The sequence below is a fragment of the Methanolinea sp. genome (genome assembly GCA_016699325.1).
Classification (GTDB): Archaea; Halobacteriota; Methanomicrobia; order Methanomicrobiales; family Methanospirillaceae; genus UBA9949.
The window spans coordinates 1,470,257-1,495,158 of the sequence record CP064971.1; the positions used below are offsets into that span (position 1 = coordinate 1,470,257).

The following is a 24,902-nucleotide window of genomic DNA, read 5'->3' on the forward strand; positions in this document are numbered from 1 at the left end:
CTATTGCTTTCTTATAAGGTAACGGGATCTTCCGCCGTTCCTGACCAGAAGATTATATTCCCAGGGCACAAACCGGGTACGTACGTGGCAATCCCCGCAGTCATCCCGTTCAAACCAACGAACCCGAAGACCCGCCTCTCCTGCTTGCTCGACCAAGAAGAGCGGGAGCGATTTGCCCGGCTCATGCTCTGTGATGTGGTTGCAGCCGCACGGGAGGCAGGGTGTGAGCCGCTCATTCTTTCCACCGAACCCTTCACGTTCGGCGATGCCCGCGTGACCCTGGATGAGCATGGCTTAAATGATGCGCTAAATGACCTCCTTTCAAGGACACCCGGGCACCTGCTGATCCTTATGGCGGACCTCCCGCTCACCACCCCGGATGCGGTCCGGCGCCTGACCTCCTCAACCGCGGATGTGGCCATCGTGCCAGGAAGGGGCGGGGGGACGAACGCCATATACCTTCATCGTGCCGACCGCTTCAGGGTGAGTTATTACGGAGGGAGCTTCTGTAAGCACCGCGAGATTGCGCGGGAAGCAGGACTTACCTGCGAGATCATCGATTCGTTCCGTATCCACACCGATATCGATGAGAAGGAGGACCTGGTGGAGCTCCTCATCCACGGTGAAGGGCTTTCGCGGATATATCTCGAGGAGCTCGGTTTTTCTGTCACTATTGAACGGGGGCGAACCGGAGTGGAGCGGAAGGGGGCGGGTGAGGATTCCGTGCTGGTGCTCTGATATTTCATCGGGTTTGCCAGAATAATAATTCATAGGGGTAGATACATCCTGCCGCCCCCCCCTTCGAACCGGGAGAATGACGTTGCAGCGGGGGGGGAGTGAGTCAAATACGAACCCCGAACGCCCAAGAGGTATATGGCTTTTTTGTGTCAACCAAGCTGTCTTTGATTACAATGGTACCTGTCAATATTCTGCCTCATACCGCTTGCGGCCCCTGAACACTCCCATGAACAGGCACTTATCAGCATCGATCGATTCGATCCCTTCGTTATTCCCGATCGGAATACCGAGTCCCCGCAGGACCGCTGCCGGGGTGCACTCGTTGGCCTCGCCCATCACGATCTCGGCGGCCGATGCGATATTATCGGCCAGGGCTTGCTTGGTGACTTCCAGGGTGCGACCGAAAATATCGAACCTCCCACGGGCGTCGATGACCGCTTCAATTCCGGAGCACCCGATAGCCACCCCGCTGCATCCCGCTCGCATGGCATGGGTGCGGGAATCGGCGATAACTACCGCGATCCGGGCACCGGTCCGATCTCCGATCTCCTTCCGAATCCTCTTGGCACTCGCGTCCGAATCGGCAGGGAGGAGCACGACCGTTCCGGGCGGGGCGTTGGAGGCATCGATCCCGGCATTGGGCAGGAGGGTCCCTGCCTTCATGCAGAGCAGGAATCCGGGTATTCCACCGACAACCTCATCGCTCTCCTGGAGTACGACCTCGACCAGTCGGGGGTCCATCCCGTACTGCTCCGCGGTCCTGAGCGCGTCCTCTCCAGGGATCACCGACGCCAGCTCGACAACCGCTCCTTCAGCGGTTGCAACCGCGGTCTCGGCAACAACCAGGACATCGCCGTCCTGGAAGGACACTGCTTCCGATATAGAGATCCCCGACAGCAGGATATCGGCCAGGTCGTCACCGGAGCGGATGATCCCGGTCCGGATACCTACAGTCAGAAACGAGCTCACGTCCGCCTCACCACCAGGCTTGCTGTCCTGATGACTTCGGCGGTTTCGGCAACATCATGGGTACGTATCACATCAGCGCCCTTCGCTATGAGAAGCGCCGTAAGGCCGAGTGATGCAACCAGTCGCTCTTCGGGAGGGCGCTTTTCAGGCCCGGCTAAAAAAGTCTTGCGCGAGACCGCAGCAAGCAGCGGTCTGCCAAAACGGGCGAATTCACCGAAGTGACGGCAGAGGTCCCAGTCGAGATCTGTGGTGCGCTCCGGAATCCAGAGCCCGATTGCAGGATCAAGCACATAATCGTGGATTCCGGTATCGGCACACCGCGAGCTTACCGTTTCGAGCGCTGTAAAAGTCCCGCCCAGCGTGGTGGCATCACCCGGCCGGTCCCCCGATGCCATCAGGAAGGCAGGGAGGCTGGCATCGGCAAGCAGACGGGCATAGTCCGGATCCAGGAGTCCCGATATATCGTTTGCCGCGTGAATGTCATGGGAGAGGCAGCGTTCGAGGACCGGGGCACGCATGGTATCGACCGAGACCGGGATGCCGGATCCATCGAGCTCGGCAAGGGCCCGGTCCAGCCGTTGTATCTCCATACGTTCCGGGAGCGGCGGGGAGCCGGGCGCCGTGCTCCGCGCTCCGATGTCGATGATGTCTGCCCCGGCACTGATCATATCTTCGGCCTTTCGGAGAATGATCCCAGAGGTGACATAGGAGGACTTGTAGAACGATTCCGGGCTGCAGTTGATCACACCCATCAGCCTGACCGGCTCGTTGCGACCTATCGGGATACCCTTCACCAGGCACCGGGACATAGCGACCGCCGGGCTGCGAGATAAGTATTTTCCATCAGCGTGGCAATGGTCATGGGGCCGACACCACCGGGAACCGGTGTTATGGCCGAAGCGCGGTCTTTCACCTGCTCGAAGTCGACATCGCCACAGAGCACCCCATCGACCCGGTTGGTGCCCACGTCGATGACCACCGCCCCTTCCTTCACCATGGCAGGACCAACGAACCTTGGTTTTCCTACCGCAACTACAAGGAGGTCGGCTTGCGTTGTGATGGAAGCAAGGTCGCGGGTCTTCGAGTGGCAGGTAGTGACTGTCGCGTCCTGGGAGAGGAGGAGGGCTCCTATGGGTCGACCTACTTCAATACTCCTTCCCACCACGACCGCGTGCATCCCGGCAACGTCAATACAGTACTCGTCGAGAAGGTTCATGATACCGAGCGGGGTGCAGGGAGAAAAGACAGGGTGGCCGGCAAAAAGCCGTCCGAGGTTCCTGGGATGGAATCCGTCGACATCCTTATCCGGTGCAACTGATTCGATCACCTGCAGGGTATTGACCTGGCGCGGGAGGGGGAGCTGGACCAGGATACCCGATATATCCGGATCGCGGTTGAGGGTATCGATCTCCCGGATCACCTCAGCCGATTGTGCGTGTCCGGGGAGCGTGATTCCCACCGAACCGATGTGCACCTGCTCGCAGGCAGCATGCTTCATCCGAACATAGAGTTCGGATGCAGGGTCGCGTCCCACGATGACGGTGGCGAGGCGCGGGGAGAGCCCGGACTCATCGATCTCCTCCCGCAGGAGGTCGAGTCGTTTCTGCCGGACCATTGTCCCATCGAGGATCATATCATTCTGGGTAGAGCGGGTACGTTGATGCCAGGGCTTTGACCTCGGCGCCGACCTTCTGCACCAGTACCTCGTTGGAGGTGTCTTTCAGGATCGCGGCGATCCAGCGCCCGATCTGGCGCATCTCGGCCTCCTTCATACCTCGCGATGTTACTGCCGGAGTCCCGATCCGGAGACCGCTGGTCACGAAAGGACTCCGGTTCTCGTTCGGGATAGTGTTCTTGTTGACCGTGATGTGGGCTTTCCCGAGCACCGTCTCGGCTTCGAGCCCGGTGATGGATAGGCTGGTCAGATCAAGGAGGATGAGGTGGTTATCGGTCCCCCCGGACACAAGGCGGAGTCCGGCCTCTTCGAGCACCTCCGCCATAGCTGCAGCGTTCTTAACGACCTGGCGGGAATAGTCCGCAAACGAGGGTCTTAGGGCTTCCTTGAAACAGACGGCCTTGGCGGTGATGCTGTGCATCAGGGGCCCGCCCTGCATTCCTGGAAAGACCGCCTTATCGATGGTCAGTGCGTATTCCTCGTCGCACATGATCGCCCCGCCGCGGGGGCCACGGAGAGTTTTGTGGGTGGTGGTGGTGGTAAAATTGGTCACACCCACGGAGGTCGGGTGCATGCCGGTTGCACAGAGTCCAGCGATATGGGCGATATCGGCCATGCAGTATGCATCGACGCTTTCGGCGATTTCCTGGAAGGCCGCAAAATCGATGGTCCGGGGATATGCCGATGCCCCGCAGACCAGGATCTTTGGCCGCTCCTTCCGGGCGATCTCCTCGACAGCACCGTAATCGATGGTCTCTGAGACGGGGTCCACCCCGTACTGCACCACCCGGTAAAACTGGCCGGTGAAACTGACCGGAGAGCCATGCGAGAGGTGTCCTCCCTGGGTGAGCTTCATGCTCATCAAGGTCTCTCCAAGCTTCATGAACCCGAAATATACCGCCATGTTGGCCTGGGTGCCGGAGTGCGGCTGCACATTAGCATGACCAGCGCCGAACAGCTCTTTCAGGCGCTCGCGGGCAAGGCTTTCGGCCATATCATGGAACTCGCATCCTCCATAGTACCGCTTGCCGGGGTAGCCTTCGGCATACTTGTTGGTCATGATCGATCCCATCGCTTCGAGGACAGCCTTGCTGACCAGGTTCTCTGATGCGATAAGTTCGAGCCCGTTTACCTGGCGTTGTCGCTCTCTCTCAATGATATCGGCAATCTCGTGATCGCTGGTGGCCAGACAGGACATGTACAGAAAGGTCGCCCTGATAAGGTAATACTCTTTGTGCTCCCGCAGGTGAAAGAGGCCGGGAACAGGCAGGGAATCCCCAGCTGCCTGAATGTGCCGCAGGCACCATCTCCTGCCTGGAGAGCCCCACTCCAAGAAAACGGGATATTCTTGTCAATCTGACCAAAAAATGAGAGCATAATTATTATAGGGGAATAATCCATGACTATCACTGAGGGTTCTTATGATGCCAGATGATTTCCGGAAATCACTGCTGAAGAACATCCCTGCCGGGAAGGAGAAGAATATGGAGATTGTAAAAAACCCGTCATCTGCTACCCCTGCCACCCCTGAAGAGAGGATATCTGCCCTGGAAAAGAAGGTCAAGGAACTGGAGGCCATGGTCAAGGGACTCACCGAGGAGATGCTCGATCTCAAATCGATCACCATGCGCTTGAACAAAGTATCGGAAGATCGTGGCCGTACCGAGGTGAAGATGGGCCGGCCTGCCACAGCTGCCGGAGGTGGCACTGTGGTGGTCCCAAAAACCCGGGCCTCACCACAGGCCGCCCGGACTTCACCGCCGCCAGAACCAGAGCCCAAGGATATGATTATGCAGCCGGATGGTACGCTCAAGCCCGAGAAGAGGCGATCGAGTGAATACATCGTTGCCTCAGCGTCCTATTCCAGGAAAGGGAAACAGCAGGCTGCGGGCGCGGGTAAAAAGGCCGAACTCATCGTGGCCGAAGATGAGGAGAAAGAAGAGAAGAAGTAACTTCAGCACGGTGTGATGGGAGACCCGATATTTGCACATCACTGAGCTTGAGATAGACAACTTCAAATCTTTTATAAAAAAGGCAAAGATTCCCTTTTTTGAGGGTTTTACAGTCATCTCGGGCCCGAACGGTTCAGGGAAGAGTAATATCATCGACAGCATCCTCTTTGTGCTGGCCCTCTCTTCCTCGCGAACCCTCCGCGCCGAGAAGCTGACCGACCTGATCAACCTCAATTCAGGGAAGCAGACTGCGGAGGTCTCCCTCTCGTTCTCGGACGGCACGAGGATCAGGCGGCGGATTAAGCGGACGGCGAGCGGTTATTACAGCTATACCTACTTAAACGAGAAGCCTTGCAAGCAGGCAGACATTACTGATTTTCTTTCCCGGCATGGGATCATTCCCCATGGCTACAACGTGGTCATGCAGGGGGATGTCACCCGCATCATAGAGATGAGCGATTTCGAACGGCGCAAGATCATCGATGAGATTGCGGGTGTGGCAGAGTTCGATGCCAAGAAGGAGCAGGCTATCAGGGAGCTCGAAGTGGTACGGGAACGGATCGAACGAGAGGAGATGCTGCTTTCCGAGCTTTCCCAGCGCCTTGGCGAACTGGCAGAGGAACGGAAGCAGGCCCTGAAGTACCGGGAATGGCAGGAGAAACTCCGGAAATTAGAAACCTGCCGCGCCGGTGCATTCCTGAACGCAAAAGAAAAGGACCTCGCCTCGCTGGTGCGGGTGATCGCCGACCAGGAACTGGCGCTCTCCCGTGTGGCATCGGACCGGAGTCTGGAGGAGAACGAGTGGTCCTACCTCAAGGCAGATCTGGACGATATCGCCCGCCAGATAAACCAGAAGAGCGGGACTGAGTACCTGAAGCTGATCGCGGACCTCGAAGAAGCGAAAGGGGTCATCCGGCTCTCCGAGCAGGCCATTGGCCGGGCACGGAAGGAGAAAGAAGCCAACCTCGAAGGTATGAACCGTTCTTTTGTGGACCAGAAACGGGCGGAAGAACGGATTACGGAGTGCACCAATGCGATCCGGGAAATGACCATCGACCGTACCAACCTCGCCATGGAGACTGCGGCGGCAAGGGGCCAGATCGAGAAACTTGGGGCCGAGATCCAGGACCAGAGCCGGGATGTGGAAGGGGCACGCGACAAACTCTTCTCCCTTATGCAGGCCATAGAGGCAGAGAAGGCAAACCGGTCAGGAATCCTCCACCAGAAGGATCTCATCCTTGAAAAGAGCCGGATGCGGACCTTGGAACGGGAGCGACTGGAGGAGCGCCTCCGGGAGATTGAAGGAGATCTCGCATCCCGGGTGGTGCAGCGAAAGAGGGAGGAACAGCAGGAATCCTCGTTGCGGGAAGAAAAAAAAGCGATCGAACAGGAAATATCCGCGCTCGAAGCATCGGTGTTCGCGAAGAGATCTTCAGCAGAACGGCTGCGGGAGGAGCTGCGGGGAATAGAGCACGAGACAATGCGGCTCGAGGCTCAGCAACAGGCCCAGGGAGAGCCCGGCTCACGGGCACTCGAGGCGGTGCTGGCCATGGCGGGGGTTCATGGGACCATCGCTCGTCTCGGTAAGGCTCCCCCCGAATACACCACGGCCCTGAACGTGGCGGCAGGGGGCAAGCTCCACTATGTGGTAGTGGATGACGATAAGGTTGCTGCAGCGGCGATACGATACCTCAAAGACCAGAAGCTTGGACGCCTCACCTTTCTCCCACTCGCCAAGCTCAGGCCGGCACCGCTCCCGGAACTTCCCGATAATGGAATTATCGGCCATGCGGTTCGGATGCTCGAGTATGAGCCACAGTTCGAGCCGGCCTTCCGAGTTGTCTTCGGAGCGACAGTGGTGGTGGAGTCACTTGACCGTGGCCGCCAGCTGCTCGGGAAGTATCGCATGGTCACCCGGGATGGAGAGCTTCTGGAGCGGAGCGGCGCCATGACCGGTGGCTCATTCAAGAAGCCGCCCAGGGGGTTTGGGGCGGCGGTCGAGGACGAAATCGATCGACTACGGCAGCGCGCCGGGGAGATCCGGTCCGAGATTGCGGATCTGGAAAATGCGGTAAAGCAGGGCAGCGCCGGAATCGAGGAGAGGCGGGGGCGGCGGTCGGCGATCGATGGGGAGCTTCAGCGGTTCACGATCACCGCGGAGGAGATCGGCAGGCAATCCGATCTCTTCTCCCAGGAAAAGGAGAGGGTCGAAGGAGTCCTGGCAGTGTTCGCTGAAGAGGTGCGGAGCGGGACAGCGGATCTTGCGGCACTCGAGGCATCGCTCGATACATCGACCGGGGAGATCGCCCAACTTACCCGCCGGATGGAGCAGCTCAAGAAGCGACTGGACGACACGACTATCCCTGCCCTGACTGAGTCGCTGGAAAAGAAGCGGCGCGAGCTCGATGATGCCGAACGCCGTCTCCGCAACAAGGAGTCCGATATCGCTGACCTTTCCCGCGAGCGGCAGCACTTTGTGGCGCGAGTGGAAGAGCTGAAAGGGGAGAAAACAAGACTGGCTGAGGTGAACCGGCAAATCGATGCTGATATTGCATCCGCAGAAGCGCAGATCGAGGAAAGCCGGGAAGCCATCCAGAAGGTCGAAGAGCGGCAGAAGGAGTTCTCCGGTGAGCTTGATGGTCTTCGTACCCGGCACTCCGATACTGCCAATGCCATCCATGAATCGGAGAAAAAGCTCCTCGAGTTCGATTCCGCAAAGGAAAGGATCGCCATCCAGCTCGATGCCCTGCACGGGCGTCAGGCTTCGCTTGCAGCCGAGATCGAATCGCTCCGCGGTGAGGTCGGGGAGGTCACCACCGATCTCTCTCTCTCCGAGATCGAGGACGGCATTGCCGAAGCATCAACAGCGATGCGGAAGATCGGGGCGGTCAACATGCTGGCCATCGAGGAGTACGATCGGGTGGAATCACGGGTGAACGAACGGCAGGAGAAGAAGGAGATCCTCTCCCGGGAGCGGACCACGCTTCTTTCGCGGATCGAGCGGTTCGAGACCATGAAGTTCGAGGCCTTCATGACCGCCTACCGGGCCATCGATGCAAATTTCAGGGGTATTTTCGCCCGCCTCACCAGCGGGAGCGGCAGGCTTATTCTCGAGAACGAGGAGGATCCGTTCAAGGGCGGGCTCTCGTTTGCCGTGCAACCGCGGGACAAGGCGGTCCACCTACTCTCCGCTCTATCCGGCGGGGAGAAGTCGCTCACCACGCTGGCCTTCATCTTCTCCATCCAGCAGCACCTCCCGGCGCCGTTCTATGCATTTGACGAGGTGGATATGTCGCTTGATGGATCCAACGTGGAACGGATCGGCGAGATGATCCGGGATCTCTCCGGGACCTCGCAGTTCATCATCGTCTCCCTCCGCAAGCCGATGATCGAAGGGGCCGACCGGATTCTGGGCGTGACGCTCCTCCCGGACAAGAGCTCGTTCGTGACCGGGGTCAGGGCCGATGTCTGAAGAGCCTGTCGAGATCCTGGTCCAGATGGCCGATCGGGGTGAGATCGATCCATGGAATATCGACATCGTCGAGGTGACCGACCGGTTCCTCTCCGAGCTGGAGCGGAGGAAGGAGCTCGACCTCCGCATCTCGGGCCGGACGCTCTTCTACGCGGCGCTCCTCCTGCGGATGAAGTCCGAGTACCTGGATATGGCGGTCGACGAGGGTGTGCTCGACGAGTTCCTGGAAGACGAGGACGATGGAATCGACCTTTCCGGAGAGTTCCCGGAAGGGGCGGGGGGACCGATCGAGCAACTCGAGCGGGAGATCCGGCGGAGACTTGACCGCAAGAACCTGCGCAAGCGGCCGGTCACCCTCTTCGAGCTGATCCTCGAGCTGAAGAACGCTGAGAAGGAGCAGCGGCGTCGACAGCGGTTCCGCGATCCCTTTTCCATGGGCCTGATGGACGTGGAGGAAGTGGTGGGTATTGCCCACGAGGAGAACTACCGAGAGGCCGCAGAAACGGTGCTCTCTCAGTGCGAGGCAGCGATTTCTGCCGAAGGGGTGATGACCCTCCACGAGCTTGCCAGGCTTCTTGGCAGGGGGATCCTCGATGTCTACATTCCGCTCCTCTACCTGATGTTCGAGGGGAAGCTCTCGCTCTGGCAAGAGGAGTTCTTCGGAGAGATCCTGGTCCAGTCCTGCCGCGCAGGCGAGTAACCCCTCAACCGGAGCCCTGGTAGCGCTAACGGAGTGCAGAATCCTGGTCCTTTTTTAACAAATGATGATAGGTGATGGAGTTTATGTCTCGTAGTGGTGTTGGTTATTTGGATCAGTTTTTATAGTGGTGGGATCCAAATGATATGGTTCGCCTGCACTGGTTCAGCGTGTCTGTTCCGCTGGCGATGGCAAGATATCACCGCTCACGCCCACCAGGGAAGGGCGATGGATTGATATATGATTGAGGACAATAATTAAGTCCTCATATTGCGATGATGAATCGGACGCTGCTGCGAGGAAATGTCTGGTTCTGATGCCGGAAGATCCCACTATAAGGCCGGACTCACAGCGGCCGTGTGATCGTGCCCGGCAGACAGGTTCTGATCGTTCAGGGCTGTCATACCATCCCGTTTCCTCGGAATGGTTAAATACCAACAATGCGAACAACATACCCTCTGTGATGGAGAACCAACCACCCCGGTAGGCCGGAATTGGTTCTGACGTTGGTACTGGCAATGCGGAAATCTGCAATGGTAACCGCTAATTCCTCGAAATTTCATCCGATAGTGTGCATTACTTGAGAATTCTGGTTGATCCTGCCAGAGGCCACTGCTATCGGGGTTCGATTAAGCCATGCGAGTCGAGAGGTGCAAGACCTCGGCGCACTGCTCAGTAACACGTGGATAACCTACCCTGAGGAGGGGGATAACCCCGGAAAACTGGGGATAATACCCCATAGACCAGAAGTGCTGGAATGCTCTCTGGTCCAAAGGTCCGCCGCCTCAGGATGGGTCTGCGGCCGATTAGGTAGTTGTTGGGGTAATGGCCCAACAAGCCATTGATCGGTACGGGTTGTGGGAGCAAGAGCCCGGAGATGGATTCTGAGACACGAATCCAGGCCCTACGGGGCGCAGCAGGCGCGAAAACTTTACAATGCGAGAAATCGTGATAAGGGAACCCCGAGTGCCCGTAAATTCGGGCTGTCCATCAGTGTAAATAACTGGTGAAGAAAGGGCCGGGCAAGACCGGTGCCAGCCGCCGCGGTAATACCGGCGGCTCGAGTGGTGGCCGCTATTACTGGGCTTAAAGCGTCCGTAGCTGGGTTGTTAAGTCTCCTGGGAAATCTACCGGCTCAACCGATGGGCGTTCAGGAGATACTGGCAACCTAGGGACCGGGAGAGGTGAGGGGTACTCCAGGGGTAGGAGTGAAATCCTGTAATCCTTGGGGGACCACCTGTGGCGAAGGCGTCTCACCAGAACGGCTCCGACAGTGAGGGACGAAAGCTGGGGGAGCAAACCGGATTAGATACCCGGGTAGTCCCAGCCGTAAACGATGCGCGTTAGGTGTGTCGGTGACCACGAGTCACCGAGGTGCCGAAGGGAAACCGTGAAACGTGCCGCCTGGGAAGTACGGTCGCAAGGCTGAAACTTAAAGGAATTGGCGGGGGAGCACCACAACGGGTGGAGCCTGCGGTTTAATCGGACTCAACGCCGGGAAGCTCACCGGATAAGACAGCTGGATGATAGCCGGGCTGAAGACTCTGCTTGACTAGCTGAGAGGAGGTGCATGGCCGTCGTCAGTTCGTACTGTGAAGCATCCTGTTAAGTCAGGCAACGAGCGAGACCCACGCCAACAGTTGCCAGCATGTCCTCCGGGATGGTGGGGACACTGTTGGGACCGCCTCTGCTAAAGAGGAGGAAGGAATGGGCAACGGTAGGTCAGCATGCCCCGAATTATCCGGGCTACACGCGGGCTACAATGGTCAGGACAATGGGTATCGACACCGAAAGGTGAAGGCAATCTCCTAAACCTGTCCTTAGTTCGGATTGTGGGCTGCAACTCGCCCACATGAAGCTGGAATCCGTAGTAATCGCGTCTCAAAATGGCGCGGTGAATATGTCCCTGCTCCTTGCACACACCGCCCGTCAAACCACCCGAGTGAGGTCTTGATGAGGCTGCGGTAGTCGCCGCGGTCGAATCTGGGTTTCGCAAGGGGGGTTAAGTCGTAACAAGGTAGCCGTAGGGGAATCTGCGGCTGGATCACCTCCTAATGACAAATTTCAGGATGCGGTTACCATGCAGACTGCACAATTGCCGGTGTCAGCAAGGACAGAGGGCTCATAGCTCAGCTGGAAGAGCGCCGCCTTTGCAAGGCGGAGGCCCTGGGTTCAAATCCCAGTGAGTCCACTTTCGATGCACCTGGAGATGTGAGTCACCAGGGAAGGGCTGAGAGTCAAGCCAATGACTCAAAGAGGCCGTGTAGAGGTTTGCACTCAGGACGTTAAATGGGTTTGACGGAGCACTGGGCTTTAACCTGTCAGTGGATGGCTCGGTTCGAGTGCCGAAGAAGGACGTGCCAAGCTGCGATAAGCTCCGGGTAGACGCAAGGAATCTATGATCCGGAGATCTCCGAATGGGACATCTCAGCACTTCGGTGTTGATCCGTTGAGGATCGGGAACGCCCCGAATTGAAACATCTTAGTAGGGGCAGGAAAAGAAATCAAATCGAGATGTCGTTAGTAGAGGCGATCGAACACGACACAGTTCAAACCGAATCCCGCAAGGGAGATGTGGTGTTGTAAGCCCACCGAACGATACCTGAAGGTCAAGCGGAAGTCACCTGGAACGGTTGCACCCCAGAGGGTGATAGTCCCGTACGCGAATGGCCGACAGGGTCAGGTGGTGTCTTGAGTACCGCGGGTTGGAATTCTCGCGGGAATCCGGGGGACATCAACCTCCAAAGCTAAATACAACTCGAAACCGATAGCGAAATAGTAGCGTGAGCGAAAGCTGAAAAGTAACCCTGGAAAGGTGGTTAAAAGCGCCTGAAATTGACAGGTGATGGCGAGTTACGGCATGAAAGGATCTTCCCCGCGAAGGAACCCGTCGCGAGGCGGTAGTACGGGCGAGGGTTGCCGATGTCGTAACGTACGTTTTGAAGAACGGGCCAGAGAGTTTATTCTGTTGGCAAGGTTAACCGCAAGGGGAGCCAAAGGGAAACCAACAAGTCCGTAGCGCAAGCGTGGGACGACGTATTAAAAGTGCGTGGAGTCAGCAGGATAAGACCCGAAGCCTGGTGATCTATGCGTGGGCAGGCTGAAGCGTGTCGAAAGGCGCGTGGAGGGCCGCAAGCGGTTTTGATATGCAAATCATTCGCGTGACCTGCGTATAGGAGTGAAAGATTCATCGAACCAGGCATCAGCTGGTTCCTCCCGAAACATACCGCAGTATGACCTGGCTGGAGATAGATGGTGAGGTAGAGCACTGATTGGGGGAGCTGGGGGCGAAAGCCCTCACCCCCCTGTCAAACTCCAAACTCCCCATCGTCCTAGAAGGCCGGAAGTCCGGGCTACGGGGTAAGCTTGTAGTCCGTAAGGGAGACAACCCAGACCGTGGTTAATGTCCCTCAATGTAGGCTAAGTGTAAACACTGAAAGTGGTCCTAGGTCAAAGACAACTGGGAGGTGAGCTCAGAAGCAGCTATCCTTTAAAAAGTGCGTAACAGCTTACCAGTCAAGATTTAGGGCGCTGAAAATGGACGGGGCTAAAGCCTACTACAGAGACCACGGAGCACCGCAAGGTGATCTCGTAGGGAGGCGTGCTGCATGGGTAGAAGCTGGGGCGTGAGGTCCAGTGGACCGTGCAGTATTGAGAATTCTGGCAGTAGTAGAAGCATAGTTGGGTGAGAATCCCAACCGCCGCAGGGGCTAGGTTTCCTCGACAATGTTCGTCAGTCGAGGGTTAGTCGGTCCTAAGATGTACCGTAACCCGAGTACATCGAAAGGGAAACAGGTTAATATTCCTGTACCGTCCGTCTGAAGCGTGAAGCCCTGACGCTTCGGGGTATGTTGAGCGGGGTCGTCGCCCCGTCCAAGCGTATAACTCCGTGGAGTACCGTAATGGTGAGAAACGGATGAAAGCGTGATGGAGAAATTCGACAAATTCCCGGAGCCCATGAAAAGGGAGACGGCGTCCGTACCGAGAACCGACACAGGTGCCCCTCGCTGAAAAGGCGAAGGCGTGTCGGAATAATCGTGTTAAGGGAACTCGGCAAAATGGCCCCGTAACTTCGGGAGAAGGGGTGCCTGCCTGGAGATCAGGCAGGTCGCAGTGACTAGGGAGCTCTAACTGTCTAATAACAACATAGGTGACTGCAACTCGGAAACGACTAGTATAGTCACTGATTCCTGCCCAGTGCGAGTATCTGAATACCCGGTACAACGGGACGAAGGACTCGTAAACGGCGGGGGTAACTATGACCCTCTTAAGGTAGCGTAGTACCTTGTCGCTTAATTGGCGACTTGCATGAATGGATTAATAAGAGCTCTACTGTCCCTAACACGAGTCCGTTGAACCTTTTGTCCTAGTGCAGAGACTAGGGACTCCTATTGGGAAGTGAAGACCCCGTGGAGCTTTACTGCAGCCTGTCGCTGGATTACGGTTTTACATGCGCAGAGTAGATGGGAGGCGTTAATCCGTCCTTTTCGGGGGACGGGGAGTCACCAATGAGACACCATCCTTGTTTTGCTGTAGTCCTAACTCTAACGAGGACACCGGTAGGTAGGCAGTTTGGGTGGGGCGCCACACCCTCGAAAAAATATCAAGGGTGCCCTAAGGTCAACTCATGTGAGTCAGAAACTCACAATAGAGTGAAAGAGCAAAAGTTGGCCTGACGCGATTGTGCACAGCAAGCAATCGCGAGAGGAAACTCGGGTCTAACGAACCAATACGCCCTTTTGATGAGGGCTATTGACGACAGAAAAGCTACCCCGGGGATAACAGAGTCGTCGCCGGCAAGAGCACATATCGACCCGGCGGCTTGCTACCTCGATGTCGGTTCTTTCCATCCTGGCTGTGCAGCAGCAGCCAAGGGTGAGGTTGTTCGCCTATTAAAGGGGATCGTGAGCTGGGTTTAGACCGTCGTGAGACAGGTCGGTTACTATCTAATAGGAGTGTCAGGAGTCTGAGGGTAAGAATGAAATAGTACGAGAGGAACTTTCATTCGGCGCCTCTAGTCGATCGGTTGTCCGACAGGGCAATGCCGAGCAGCCACGCGCCAAGGGATAAAAGCTGAAAGCATCTAAGCTTGAAACCCGGCCTAAAAAGAGACTCCGTTATAGGACACCGGTAAAAGACCGGTTTGATAGACCTGGGATGTAAGCACGAAGGCAACGACGTGTTCAGTCCGCGGGCACTAATGTCCAAACTCCCCAGTACTCTTAGTCAAACCCAGACGAAATTCTGAGTGCAAACCGAGAAATTATATCCTCATCTGTCATACACTTGAAGGTATCTGGCAGAGACATCTCTCTCATCGGTAACATCACCCTTCCCAAAAAGGGAGTGATAGCAATTACGAGAGCGGATATCCCTGTCATCTACACGACCCTTGCCAAGGTGGCGGAGCGGCTACGCGGTTGACTGCAGATCAACTACACTCCGGTTCAAATCCGGACCTTGGCTTTGGGTAATTGCGGCCATAGCAGTCGGGGAACACCTGGACTCATTCCGAACCCAGCAGTTAAGCCGACTCACGTGGTATGCTGTACTGAGGTACGCGAGTCCCCGGGAACCATACCTCGCTGCAATTACCCTTTCTTGCAATGATAATTGGTGTTGTTTTTATTACTTTTAACTAGGTATGCTGTGTTTTACAATTTCAAAATCGGGCTTACTTTACCAGGATAAACGTGAATTAGCCCATATACAGCCATCGAGACCGCCATATTGTAGCAATTGAACTTCACCATTCCTTCACGGGAAGAGGTAGTGGCTGATTCGCCGAATATTCGTTTCACAGCGGAAAAACACTCCCTCGCTCTTCCATCTATTCCCGTATCCTGCCTTGTCTACCCATTCTCGATAGCCTCCGCTCTTCACACGCTTGCCGACACAATTAGCGCGATAGTGTGATCCGGTGGATCTTGTGGCAGCGTTCTCCCGTGTTTTGGCTCCTGATTTGATTCCTCGTAGACAAGGGACCTGGTCAAATCCTCCATCACCTGGAACCTGGCAGATAGGATGTGCGTTACCTCCATTGCCTGATCAATGAAATCAAAAGAGAGGTAAAACTCGGCCTAGCTTCACGAGTCGCTCGTTATATACGGTACAAAGCAAGAATAGCTACATGCGGTCGTCCCCATCGCTCTTTCTTTGTCGCGATAGAATGGTGGGAATTTCGTGATCTTCAGATTTTCTGTATTTTGGTAATCTTTAGCCAGATTTATTCAACACAGCAGGAAGGTGTGAAAATTATTATGCATGAAACGAGATCTGCGGAAAACAGAATAACCATATAGCTCTTACGGGAACCTTTGAACCGAGCGTTTCTGTGCACTGATTCTATGGTAATGCTCTTCGAGGTAATCAGTAATCACGTTCCAATCGTATCCCTGTGCTTTCTGGCGGCAAATGGCAGAGCGTCTTGATGTATCGGCCAGGACTTCATGTATTTTAATTGCCATGTCTTTTGAATCAAGCCGGGACAATGCCCCGCATCCATGACCTGCAAAGACCGCACTCGCATTCTGAGGATGGTCGATGGTTACAACAGGAAGACCACAGGCTAGTGCTTCAAGAGCCGCAATTCCGAAACCTTCACGGGTTGACGGCAGTACAAATACTTTCGATGATTTCATATGGGCATTTATATCCTCGGGTGAGGGCAGGAACCCGGTAAATACAACATTATCATTCAATCCCCACATTTCAGTCATCAATTTAAGATTGTGACGCTCCGGTCCGTCTCCAATAATCATGCATGTAATATCAGGATGTGTCTCTTTGAGAATAACGATTGATTCAAGCAAGATATCGATATGTTTCTCTTTTATGAGCCGACCAGCAAAAATAAGATCGGAAGATTGATCGGATGGGATGATTGCATCAATTGCTTCCAGATCAATACCATTCGGGATAATTTTTATTTCTTTGTCTCTCACCAGCTTCTGGAGACCTTCTTTTGTGAGCTCTGAAACTGCTACCGCATGGGAAGAGTTATGCGCAACGACACGTTCAAGGAATTTCCCGGCACAACCAGGAAATCCGATATAGTCGTACCAATAGCCATTCCAAACTTCATGCCAGGTGATTATGAGGGGAGATCCTGTTATGCGATTGGAAAGCACCGCACTCAGCGCAGAGAAAAACGGGAACTGTTGGCAATCAATCACGTCGAAATCTTCCTTCACCAGTGGCAGGAATACGGATAACCCAAAAATGATGGCCTGGGAGTATGTTCTTCTCCCTCTCCGGTACAGTGACCGGGGACTGCAAGTCCCATGAAGGGTGACACCACCTTTCTTGAGGATCTTCTCTTCGCCCCATACACGCATACCATAAATGTGGACGTCATGGCCTCGTTTGGCGAGCCTCTGAGAGATTTCCCATACTCTCCTCTCAACCCCTCCGGTAATATATGGGTAGACAGCATCGTAGACATAAGCGATGCGCATAGTCCCTCAGTCAGAGAAAGGTTCCCTGTTCAGACACATCATACTGATAAGTACCGCGATGAAGACAATCTCAACGCCAACCGTGACCAGTGCCAGGGACAACGTTGCATTGGTAATTTCATTGAGGGCACCAAATCCTGATATGATCCATTCATAGAGAATATAGCCGCCAAGGCATACTCCTGCAATAATGAACACTGATCCCATTATCAAAAATTTTTCGAGGTTCTGATAGTTCAATAAAATATCTTCTGTCAGGCCTTCTTTTCCATACCCATGCAAGCTCGAATATATTTTGATGACAATGCCGAAAAAGAACAGCTGAATGCCCCCCATCATGAGCATTGTTCCAAGAATGAACGAATGGGTTCGTGCAGAGGGGTCACCCGAAGGATCATGGAATGCTCCCATCAGAATAAGCCCAAAGATCACAGAGAGCATTCCGGGAACAGCAAGAAAGGGAATTGGTTTCAAGAGGAGGAAAAATCGAAGATGACGCCATCCATCGGAAAAGCTTGCAAGCTTGGATGGCGCTATTCTCGGGTAATAGGTTATCGGGACCTCGGAGATTTTTAACCCTTCCCGGGACGCATTTATGAGCATCTCCGAGGCGAATTCCATCCCGCAACTTTGGAGATGAAGACTTTCCAAAGCATCGGAACGAATCGCCCTGAACCCACTATGGGTATCTGTGAAATTGGTATGAAAGATCTTGTTGAGGACAAATGTGAGAAATGGATTCCCAATGTACCGGTGGAGAGGGGTCATTGCCCCTTTCGTTATTGTTCCCCTGAACCGCGATCCCACCACCAAGTCGAAACCTTTTTCCATTTCATGAATAAGGAGCGGGATCTCGTTGAAATCATAGGTATTGTCAGCGTCACCAATGACGATATACCGCCCCCTGACATGCGTAAAAGCTTCCATGTATGCACATCCATATCCTCGTGATTTTGGATGGACGACCCTTGCTCCGAGAGATCGGGCTATTTCCGGGGTTTTATCGGTTGAGGAATCTGTAACAATTATTTCTCCGTTTATCCCTTGATTTTTGAAAACATTCTGTATTTTCCTAATGCAGGTCTCAATGGTCTGTTCTTCGTTCAAGGTCGGTAATATGACACTTAATTCGATTGGTTTTCCTGTAAATTCAGAAATCAAATACCTTCACCCGGGAATTATGTGGAGTCTTATTGTTTGAGTATTAATTTGTGGTTATTAGAATAAACCCCTACCGCATCTGAAATGAACTGGTTTTACGGGATGAGATGGAAGATCGAAGGGGTGTTTTCTGCCGTGAAACGAACATTTGGTGGATCGTTAACCGCCTCTTTTCGTGAAGGAATGAAGCGTGAAGGAATGGTGAAGTTCAATTGCTACAATGTGCTGGTCCCGATGGCTGTATAGGGACAAATTCAGGTTTGTTCTGGTAAAATAATGCCGATTTGAAATTGTACGACACCACAAGGATATCAGAATTATTTTATACTGTGTTCACGTACCTTGTAGACGCAATTTCTATCCGTTGCGGGCTCGTGGTCTAGCTGGTTATGACGTCGCCTTGACATGGCGGAGGTCAGGAGTTCGAATCTCCTCGAGCCCATCCCTGTTTTTCCGTTATGGAAGAGGTGAAACGGCACGGTTTAACACTTGCGCCTGGGAACAAATCCATCTTGGCACCGGGGGCATATTTGGTATGCCAATCTTCAAATTCGAGACTTTCTTCTCCTCTTCGTGAAGTGTTATGAGGAAATATACGAGAAAGAAGAGTGCGGCCGGAAAAAGAAACGCACCAAGGGATCCCAAGTGGATTGCAAGTCCGGTGGCCAGAGGGTAGAGTGACAGTATCAGTCCTTTCGATCCGGGAAAAGGTATAGAAAGGATGATTTCTAATGCATCACCATGGGGCGGATAATCGAAGACCCTGCACTCCGCAACAAAACCCTGGTATTCAGGGACCGGACTGATGCAGGTGTCAGACTCGCGAAATTTACCCGCGAGCATCTCAGGCTTGATACACCCATGGTGTGTGCCATCCCGGCAGGGGGCATCCCGGTCGGGCTGGAGCTGGCCCGGGTATTTCATACCGATCTGGTGCCCGCGGTGGTACGGAAGCTGAAGATCCCCTGGAACCCTGAAGCGGGGTTTGGAGCCATGACCTGGGACGGACGGATCTTCCTGAACCAGCCGCTGGCAAGCCAGCTCCGCCTTTCCCCCGAAGAGATCAGGTTGGCTAAGGAACAGACACAGGAAGTTATCAGGCAGCGAATGGAACTTTTTGCAAGAGGGCAGCCCCCTCCGTCATTTCGCCACCGGACTGTCGTCCTGACCGATGACGGTCTCGCGTCGGGTTACACCATGCTTGCAGCAATCGAAGCGGTCATTTCCGATGAGCCCGATCGGATTGTAGTTGCGGTGCCGACAGGATCAAGGGGGGCAGCCGCTCTCGTCGCAGAAAAATCTGAATCGGTCGTCTGCATGAACCTGAAGGATAGGTATCCCTTTGCCGTGGCTGATGCTTACCGGAACTGGCACGATCTTTCAGATGAGGAAGTTCTCGAGTACCTTGATCTTAGCGGAAGAAATCCGCAAAGGCTGACTCCACGATCCGATGATTTCCCGGCTTAGGACCTGGCGGGTGCACTCATCGATTCATTTTTTTCCAGTTAAATCATACCCCTCTCCTGATACGCCCGATCAGCTGGACCGACTGGACTATCCCTGTACTTTTATGAGGGGAACATCCGGGGATTGGGTTCGTGGCTTCAATACAGAGAGGTGGCAGGAATGATCTTTAAGGATAAAAAGAACAGATACGTGATCGAACTCCCTGATGGATGGCAGGAGCGGAGGGGGCGGTTTGGGACACTCTCACACCACAGCGTTTTTTTCGGCCTCATCGGTGACAAGCACTACTTCGAATCCGCGGACGGCCTATCACGGCTCACCGTTTCTGCCGGAGCAAATATCTGGCCAAGCACCATCATCAGGAAAGCTGTGGTATGTGATTTCCTGGTATTCAACGTATTTCTTGAACTTATGGAGACCGACATCAAGGAAATTGAGGGATTCTGCCTTGGGGGCGAGGCAAACACTGTGTATTACCGCTACAAGAGTCCCCACGGCAGTGGACGTTTCATCTCGGCGGTGAGGAAGGGTCGCGAATATACAATCAGGACATCGTTGACCGGTATTGACGACATCATGAGAAGAGAAGCCGAAATCGAGAGGGTTATCGCGTCGTTCAGGTTTATCTAAGTGTGCCAGAGGATCTTCCCGGCCTTTGATCATTTTTTCAGGATTTTCCACACTACCGTGAGCACAGCGATGGCTAGAAATGCCATACCGGTCCACCAGAGGTCGAAGGTCAGGAAAAAGACAATGGCTGCAACGAGCGCAGCAGGAAGGAGCATCCAGATCAACCTGACAATGAACAGGACGATCGCTATCCCGATGATAACCAGGGCAAGGAATCCGATGAATGCTATGATATCCATAGGGGAGCCACATTTATTCCCCTCTTCCTCAGTACCAATAAGGTTTTGCATCCGGGGATTCTTCCGGGGTGTCAGCATTCTTAACCAACCGTGATACTGGAATACAGGTGACAGAAACCACCATCTTCTGGATAAAACGTTCATACCTCGAAGGGTCACTCACATTGCGTTGCCGGAGCGCATAGGTTCAAGACCATGGAATGCCATGGAATCTGTGCCGTGACACCCCATCCTTTCATTCCTGATGAATCGGTGCTCATGCGCTGGATGGCGCTCGAGATGGGAAAAGTCAACGATGGCGTCGTAGCTCAACGCCGGAGACTTTCCGAACTTTTATCAGAAGAACACCCCTCAGCTGTGACCCGGAACGGTACGGAATTCACCTTTAATCTTGGGATTATCAGGAAACTGGGAGAAAACCTTCCTCACCGGCTCCATCCTCTGTTGAGACTTCCAATCATCTTCTTCTTTGATTCGACCGTGCCTGACAGCTGCCTGCTCACCGATGAAGTAGCATTAGAAGCGCTCCAGATCCTCGGGGAACTCTCCCGGTTTCGGGAATTTGACGGAGGAAAGCTCTGGGTTGGTCGTGCCATCGTGTTTGCAATCATGCAGAGATATCCAACTGCAGTTCAGATCATGATGAATTAATACAGGAAGATCCCCATTCGAAGTGGTGAAAAGAGTTGAGGGACAGGCCACATATTGCATTCCTTTGAGCAGTTCTGGTGGAATGCATCCGGATCATCATAACCTTTAAACGATTGTTTCACAATATATTGTCATTAAAATTCCAGCCAACGGTTTTCTGGTTCAGGTAATCTTCACTGCCAAGATTATAGGTAATCTGGTGGTTTCAGGAAGAAGGGGTGGCTGGTTAAAAACACCAGGCGATGAGAACGACTATAACGAAGCACCACGGCAAGCACCATATGGCAGTCGACCACTACACCCGGATAATGGGGGACATTCAGGCACTTTTCCGCTCGCGCCTTCAGATCCAGATCCTCCTCGCTCTTTCTGATGGAAACAAGACCCTAGCCCAGCTCCGCGAGATTACTGGGAGTTCCTCACAGGCCCTCATCCCGAAGATACGGAAGCTTGAAGCGAACAACTATATCGCAATATCGGAGTACGAATACCACTTAACCCCGGTGGGAAAAATCCTGGCCCTGAAGATCCAGGACATCATCCTCTTCAAATCGGTTACCCGGAAGCACAAGGATTTCTGGGATCAGCACCGGGTTGATGCGATCCCGGAACCATTTCTGCAAGATCTTGGAGAACTCTATCAAACCGAGATCGTTTCTGATACGAATGTAGACATTTTCAATGTCTATTTTAACTTCCTCAAGGTACTCAATGAGGCTGAACGGGTCTGCATAGTCTCCCCTATCTCCAGCCCTGCTCATACCGAAGCGGTAGCAAAACGTGCGATGGAAGGGGCGACAATAGATCTTCTTGTGGGTAAAGAACTCATCGAACAGTTCTCCCGACCGTCTTATGCCGAAAAGATATCCGAGGTGGTCGGAACCGGGAGGGGGAAAATCTTTATACTGGATCCCATGCCGAAACTGGGGTTGACTGTGACTGACAAGGCAATCTCCCTCGGCCTGTATAAGCTCGACGGGATCACCTATGATTCGACATCTGACCTCTTCTCAAGAGAAGAACGGGCGGTCAGGTGGGGCCAGCGGCTCTTTGATTACTACCGGAAACAAGCGACCGAATTAATATTGTAAGATGCGATTAATATTTGTCAAATCCATTCTCTTTATCAAATCAAAGGCATTAGTGCCGGGCAAACTATTATATTTCCATCAATTTCATTTTCTTTTTGTAGACAGTTCCCGGTTCTGAGGCGAAGAGAGGCGGAGTGGAGCATAAGATCATTAATTGATCTGATGAATATTCACTAGTTGGTTGGATCTTAGTCACTTTGTTTAATTTTAATCATGGGAATGTATGTTAATTTCAGGCAAGACAAATAATTCATGTCTGAATACTGGTATCCGCATGACTGGTTTACATTGAATCTCGTTGTTGTGTTCGATTACCTCGTGTATAGCTCGCTTTATCTCTCGTTTGCCGCCGGGTTCATGGCATATATTTCCAGTGTTCTCCATGAAGTATCATTCAATCCTGCTGTTTTCGTTCTCGGCATGCTGATAACCTACTCGGTATACAATCTGAACCGGAAGACCGATGAGAGCGAAGACGCCATCAATCATTCGAAACGATACGGATTCACCAAAAAATATGAAAGACTCCTTTTCTCTACGGCAATAGGGGCATATATCCTTGCGCTCGCCATTTCCTGGCTCTACGGTCCCGCTGTTGTGGTGATATCGGCCATCCCCCTGATCAGCGGGGTGGTTTATAGCGCCCCGGTATTTCCCCGGGGATTTCCGTACCGCCGCTTGAAAGAGATCCCGGTCGCAAAGAGTCTCATCGTTGCTGTAGCCTGGGCCCTCCCGCCTACCCTCCTTCCTGTATACATAGCTGGGGCGTTTCCGGACACGATTACCCTGGCCGCAATCCTATTCTTTTTTTCCCTGGTCTTTATCAATACCGTGCTCTTCGACATGCGGGATGTTGAAGGAGATCGGCTCACAGGGGTAAGGACCATCCCGGTCTGCATCGGGATAGCTGCCACAACGCTGCTGCTGAAGATGGTCAATATTATCTTCGGGGTAACAGTAGTGCTCCTGTTATGGAACAAGATTCCGCTGGCTTACATCATGCTTATCGTAATGGGAATTTTCTATGCCCACTGGTATATCCGCAACTACCGGAAGATCAGTGAGAGCAACCTCCTATGCGACCTGATCGCAGATGGCCAGTTCATTGCCCTGGGCCTGTTGATGGTGGTCATAGTGGCAGTATCAGCATCATTCAATCCAGCAGGTATCGCCGCCGCGATATGATGCGCGATACAGGCCGCGGTTGGTGTTGTGAGAAATACCCTCCATCTCTTCCAAACCAAACTTCTTTCATGAAACCGGCATATCAACCAATACCCTAACTTCCCGGGCCGGGTCTCCCTCTCATCATTCCCTTCCTATTGCACCTCTGGTCTGCTTGGCATTCATCGCGGTTTGGAAACGGTAACCATCATTTTACAACAGGCATATGGGGGCCGAACATCCGGAGGAAAAGAGCAGCAGTAACGCCAGGCCAGCCAGGAGCATGAGCTTCATCAGGGGTATCCTTGTCCTTAAGGTACGTATGGTCATCCCGGCACCATGAATCGGGTAAGGGTGTTCGGTAGGCATGACCCGCAGGATTATGAATCTTCGGATGCCATTCCTATACACAAAGATACCTCTGAAAAACCGGCGTTCCCTCTGTTATGCATCGTCAACTTATCCTCGTTATTCACGGCCCCGAACCCTTTGACTCCGGAGAGGCCGCTTTTCTCATCGAACAGCTGGCTCCCTCCCGCATTATCGTAGCCGGGGTGATGGCCCGGACCGCTGCAGAAGAGTCAGGGATCCCCTGCGAGCTGGCCGGTCTTCCCCCGAGCATGGTAATCCGCGATCTCCCTCTCGAAACGGTCCTCGCCAACCACGGCAAGACACCGGATTCGGGCAGGATATTTGGGGAGATAGTTGCCTCACGCCTCGCCCCTCGCGGTATCCTCCATCTTGAAGCCTCGAGCAGGACCCTCTTTCTCTGGAACCGGGAGCCTGATACGCTGGCACAGGAAACCGCGGAGAGAACCGGTTATATGATTGAAGAGGTCAGAACTCCTCCACTTGGGGATACATCACAGCGGATCATCCGGGGATGTCTTCCTGGCGAGGCAGTCTTTGTAAACGGGATCGTAATCGGGCAGGCCACCGGTCCGGAGGTGGTGATCCGGAAAGAAGGTAGGAGTATTATCCCGGTCTCCGGTATGCATGCCAAGGATCACGGGCTGGAGAAGCTCGCAGATCAGCCGTTCATCGACCTCTCACGGGTATGGTGCAAAAGCGGATTGGTCCGGACCGCTCTTCCACGGGCAGGTGAACCCCGGACCGGCCCGGGCCGAGTGCTCTTCATCGACCACTGCGGGCACCGGCTCTATGATGTGATCACTCCTGAAACCAGGGGGATTGTCTGTGTAGGGGATGACACGACTGCCGTCTGTGGTCATATCGCTGCCCACCTTGGCATCCCGGTCCTGGGCATCGTTGACGGCGACGCAGATGGCATCGTGCCGTCTTCATTTGCCCCGGGAACGGTCATCGCCCGTGCCGTGCGGGAACGGGACGATGATATCGGCAGGGAAATCCAGGGAATGATACCGGGGAAGATGGTTGCCTGGGATGACGTTGTGGAAAATCTCATCGGGTATCTCGGAGAACGGGTGGAGATAATCCGCTCCGGGAGGTAAAGCCGTCAGTTCGTGCAGCCTTCCGGAGGAAACCGTATGTATCCCGAATGGGACTGCTCATCGGGAC

General features: G+C 54.0%; 18 protein-coding genes, 3 tRNA genes and 3 rRNA genes. 17 read left to right on the top strand and 7 right to left on the bottom strand.

Annotated elements, in window-relative coordinates:
- Positions 1-84: 84 nt before the first annotated feature.
- On the top strand, positions 85-738 hold the full coding sequence (gene cofC / locus IPI71_07810; protein ID QQR70568.1) for a 2-phospho-L-lactate guanylyltransferase: 654 nt from the start codon (positions 85-87) through the stop codon (positions 736-738).
- Positions 739-921: 183 nt separating this feature from the next.
- Here cofC and cofE read toward each other — a convergent pair whose 3' ends face one another.
- From cofE to IPI71_07830, 4 genes are read right to left on the bottom strand one after another with little or no spacing between them, the layout of a single operon-like run.
- Positions 922-1,707: a coenzyme F420-0:L-glutamate ligase gene (gene cofE, locus IPI71_07815; GenBank protein QQR70569.1), complete on the bottom strand. Its 786-nt coding sequence runs from the start codon at positions 1,705-1,707 to the stop codon at positions 922-924.
- Positions 1,704-2,516 carry a dihydropteroate synthase gene (gene folP / locus IPI71_07820; protein QQR70570.1) on the bottom strand — a complete coding sequence of 271 codons (813 nt, stop codon included), beginning with the start codon at positions 2,514-2,516 and terminating at the stop codon, positions 1,704-1,706. Before folP ends, cofE begins: the two co-directional genes overlap by 4 nt.
- Positions 2,498-3,340 (bottom strand): bifunctional methylenetetrahydrofolate dehydrogenase/methenyltetrahydrofolate cyclohydrolase, encoded by an 843-nt coding sequence (locus IPI71_07825; GenBank protein ID QQR70571.1) that lies wholly within the window; start codon positions 3,338-3,340, stop codon positions 2,498-2,500. The genes folP and IPI71_07825 overlap by 19 nt, the downstream gene beginning before the upstream one ends.
- Position 3,341: 1 nt before the next feature.
- Positions 3,342-4,580: a serine hydroxymethyltransferase gene (locus IPI71_07830; GenBank protein ID QQR70572.1), complete on the bottom strand. Its 1,239-nt coding sequence runs from the start codon at positions 4,578-4,580 to the stop codon at positions 3,342-3,344.
- A 223-nt stretch (positions 4,581-4,803) separates the two neighbouring features.
- Here IPI71_07830 and IPI71_07835 point away from each other — a divergent pair, with 223 nt between their 5' ends.
- The 9 genes from IPI71_07835 (at position 4,804) to rrf (ending at position 15,097) form a co-directional block, all read left to right on the top strand.
- Positions 4,804-5,334 (top strand): hypothetical protein, encoded by a 531-nt coding sequence (locus IPI71_07835; GenBank protein ID QQR70573.1) that lies wholly within the window; start codon positions 4,804-4,806, stop codon positions 5,332-5,334.
- Positions 5,335-5,365: 31 nt separating this feature from the next.
- Positions 5,366-8,806: a chromosome segregation protein SMC gene (smc, locus tag IPI71_07840; protein QQR70574.1), complete on the top strand. Its 3,441-nt coding sequence runs from the start codon at positions 5,366-5,368 to the stop codon at positions 8,804-8,806.
- Entirely contained in the window at positions 8,799-9,506 is a 708-nt protein-coding gene (locus IPI71_07845) for a segregation/condensation protein A (protein QQR70575.1), read from the top strand. Before smc ends, IPI71_07845 begins: the two co-directional genes overlap by 8 nt.
- Before the next feature lie 583 nt (positions 9,507-10,089).
- Positions 10,090-11,556 (top strand): 16S ribosomal RNA (locus IPI71_07850).
- Positions 11,557-11,621: 65 nt separating this feature from the next.
- A tRNA-Ala gene (locus IPI71_07855) sits at positions 11,622-11,694 on the top strand.
- A gap of 111 nt (positions 11,695-11,805) precedes the next feature.
- Positions 11,806-14,724 (top strand): 23S ribosomal RNA (locus tag IPI71_07860).
- A 65-nt stretch (positions 14,725-14,789) separates the two neighbouring features.
- Positions 14,790-14,927: a hypothetical protein gene (locus IPI71_07865; GenBank protein ID QQR70576.1), complete on the top strand. Its 138-nt coding sequence runs from the start codon at positions 14,790-14,792 to the stop codon at positions 14,925-14,927.
- Positions 14,898-14,969 (top strand) — tRNA-Cys (locus tag IPI71_07870). Before IPI71_07865 ends, IPI71_07870 begins: the two co-directional genes overlap by 30 nt.
- A 6-nt stretch (positions 14,970-14,975) precedes the next feature.
- A 5S ribosomal RNA gene (gene rrf / locus IPI71_07875) occupies positions 14,976-15,097 on the top strand.
- The 16S, 23S and 5S rRNA genes sit together here with 2 tRNA genes alongside, the layout of an rRNA operon.
- 711 nt (positions 15,098-15,808) lie before the next feature.
- Here the strand turns inward: rrf and IPI71_07880 are convergent.
- The gene (locus IPI71_07880) at positions 15,809-16,960 is read right to left on the bottom strand and encodes a glycosyltransferase family 4 protein (GenBank protein ID QQR70577.1); all 1,152 of its coding nucleotides are present in this window, start codon (positions 16,958-16,960) and stop codon (positions 15,809-15,811) included.
- A gap of 6 nt (positions 16,961-16,966) precedes the next feature.
- Positions 16,967-18,121 carry a glycosyltransferase gene (locus IPI71_07885; GenBank protein ID QQR70578.1) on the bottom strand — a complete coding sequence of 385 codons (1,155 nt, stop codon included), beginning with the start codon at positions 18,119-18,121 and terminating at the stop codon, positions 16,967-16,969.
- A gap of 368 nt (positions 18,122-18,489) precedes the next feature.
- Here IPI71_07885 and IPI71_07890 point away from each other — a divergent pair.
- The 3 genes from IPI71_07890 (at position 18,490) to IPI71_07900 (ending at position 20,218) form a co-directional block, all read left to right on the top strand.
- Positions 18,490-18,563 (top strand) — tRNA-Val (locus IPI71_07890).
- A 299-nt stretch (positions 18,564-18,862) separates the two neighbouring features.
- A complete protein-coding gene (locus IPI71_07895; protein ID QQR70579.1) occupies positions 18,863-19,588 on the top strand; it encodes a phosphoribosyltransferase in 726 nt (241 codons plus the stop codon).
- Between the two features lie 159 nt (positions 19,589-19,747).
- Entirely contained in the window at positions 19,748-20,218 is a 471-nt protein-coding gene (locus IPI71_07900) for a hypothetical protein (GenBank protein QQR70580.1), read from the top strand.
- Positions 20,219-20,247: 29 nt separating this feature from the next.
- Here the strand turns inward: IPI71_07900 and IPI71_07905 are convergent, their stop codons facing one another.
- Entirely contained in the window at positions 20,248-20,457 is a 210-nt protein-coding gene (locus IPI71_07905) for a hypothetical protein (GenBank protein QQR70581.1), read from the bottom strand.
- Positions 20,458-20,652: 195 nt separating this feature from the next.
- Here IPI71_07905 and IPI71_07910 point away from each other — a divergent pair, with 195 nt between their 5' ends.
- From IPI71_07910 to IPI71_07925, 4 genes are all read left to right on the top strand, one after another.
- Positions 20,653-21,108 (top strand): DUF61 family protein, encoded by a 456-nt coding sequence (locus IPI71_07910; protein QQR70582.1) that lies wholly within the window; start codon positions 20,653-20,655, stop codon positions 21,106-21,108.
- Between the two features lie 242 nt (positions 21,109-21,350).
- Positions 21,351-22,199 (top strand): DUF1724 domain-containing protein, encoded by an 849-nt coding sequence (locus tag IPI71_07915; protein QQR70583.1) that lies wholly within the window; start codon positions 21,351-21,353, stop codon positions 22,197-22,199.
- Positions 22,200-22,451: 252 nt separating this feature from the next.
- On the top strand, positions 22,452-23,384 hold the full coding sequence (locus tag IPI71_07920) for a UbiA family prenyltransferase (GenBank protein ID QQR70584.1): 933 nt from the start codon (positions 22,452-22,454) through the stop codon (positions 23,382-23,384).
- Between the two features lie 425 nt (positions 23,385-23,809).
- A complete protein-coding gene (locus tag IPI71_07925; GenBank protein ID QQR70585.1) occupies positions 23,810-24,835 on the top strand; it encodes a DUF2117 domain-containing protein in 1,026 nt (341 codons plus the stop codon).
- Positions 24,836-24,902 lie beyond the last annotated feature (67 nt).

Coding starts and splice junctions, on each gene's coding strand:
- IPI71_07835 (QQR70573.1), top strand. CDS start 4,804: ATGATGCCAGATGATTTCCGGAAATCACTGCTGAAGAACATCCCTGCC.
- IPI71_07905 (QQR70581.1), bottom strand. CDS start 20,457: ATGGATATCATAGCATTCATCGGATTCCTTGCCCTGGTTATCATCGGG.
- IPI71_07920 (QQR70584.1), top strand. CDS start 22,452: ATGTCTGAATACTGGTATCCGCATGACTGGTTTACATTGAATCTCGTT.
- IPI71_07830 (QQR70572.1), bottom strand. CDS start 4,580: ATGTCCTGTCTGGCCACCAGCGATCACGAGATTGCCGATATCATTGAG.
- IPI71_07925 (QQR70585.1), top strand. CDS start 23,810: ATGCATCGTCAACTTATCCTCGTTATTCACGGCCCCGAACCCTTTGAC.
- IPI71_07880 (QQR70577.1), bottom strand. CDS start 16,960: ATGCGCATCGCTTATGTCTACGATGCTGTCTACCCATATATTACCGGA.
- IPI71_07900 (QQR70580.1), top strand. CDS start 19,748: ATGATCTTTAAGGATAAAAAGAACAGATACGTGATCGAACTCCCTGAT.
- IPI71_07915 (QQR70583.1), top strand. CDS start 21,351: ATGAGAACGACTATAACGAAGCACCACGGCAAGCACCATATGGCAGTC.
- IPI71_07895 (QQR70579.1), top strand. CDS start 18,863: ATGGGGCGGATAATCGAAGACCCTGCACTCCGCAACAAAACCCTGGTA.
- folP (QQR70570.1), bottom strand. CDS start 2,516: ATGTCCCGGTGCCTGGTGAAGGGTATCCCGATAGGTCGCAACGAGCCG.
- IPI71_07910 (QQR70582.1), top strand. CDS start 20,653: ATGGAATGCCATGGAATCTGTGCCGTGACACCCCATCCTTTCATTCCT.
- IPI71_07845 (QQR70575.1), top strand. CDS start 8,799: ATGTCTGAAGAGCCTGTCGAGATCCTGGTCCAGATGGCCGATCGGGGT.
- IPI71_07825 (QQR70571.1), bottom strand. CDS start 3,340: ATGATCCTCGATGGGACAATGGTCCGGCAGAAACGACTCGACCTCCTG.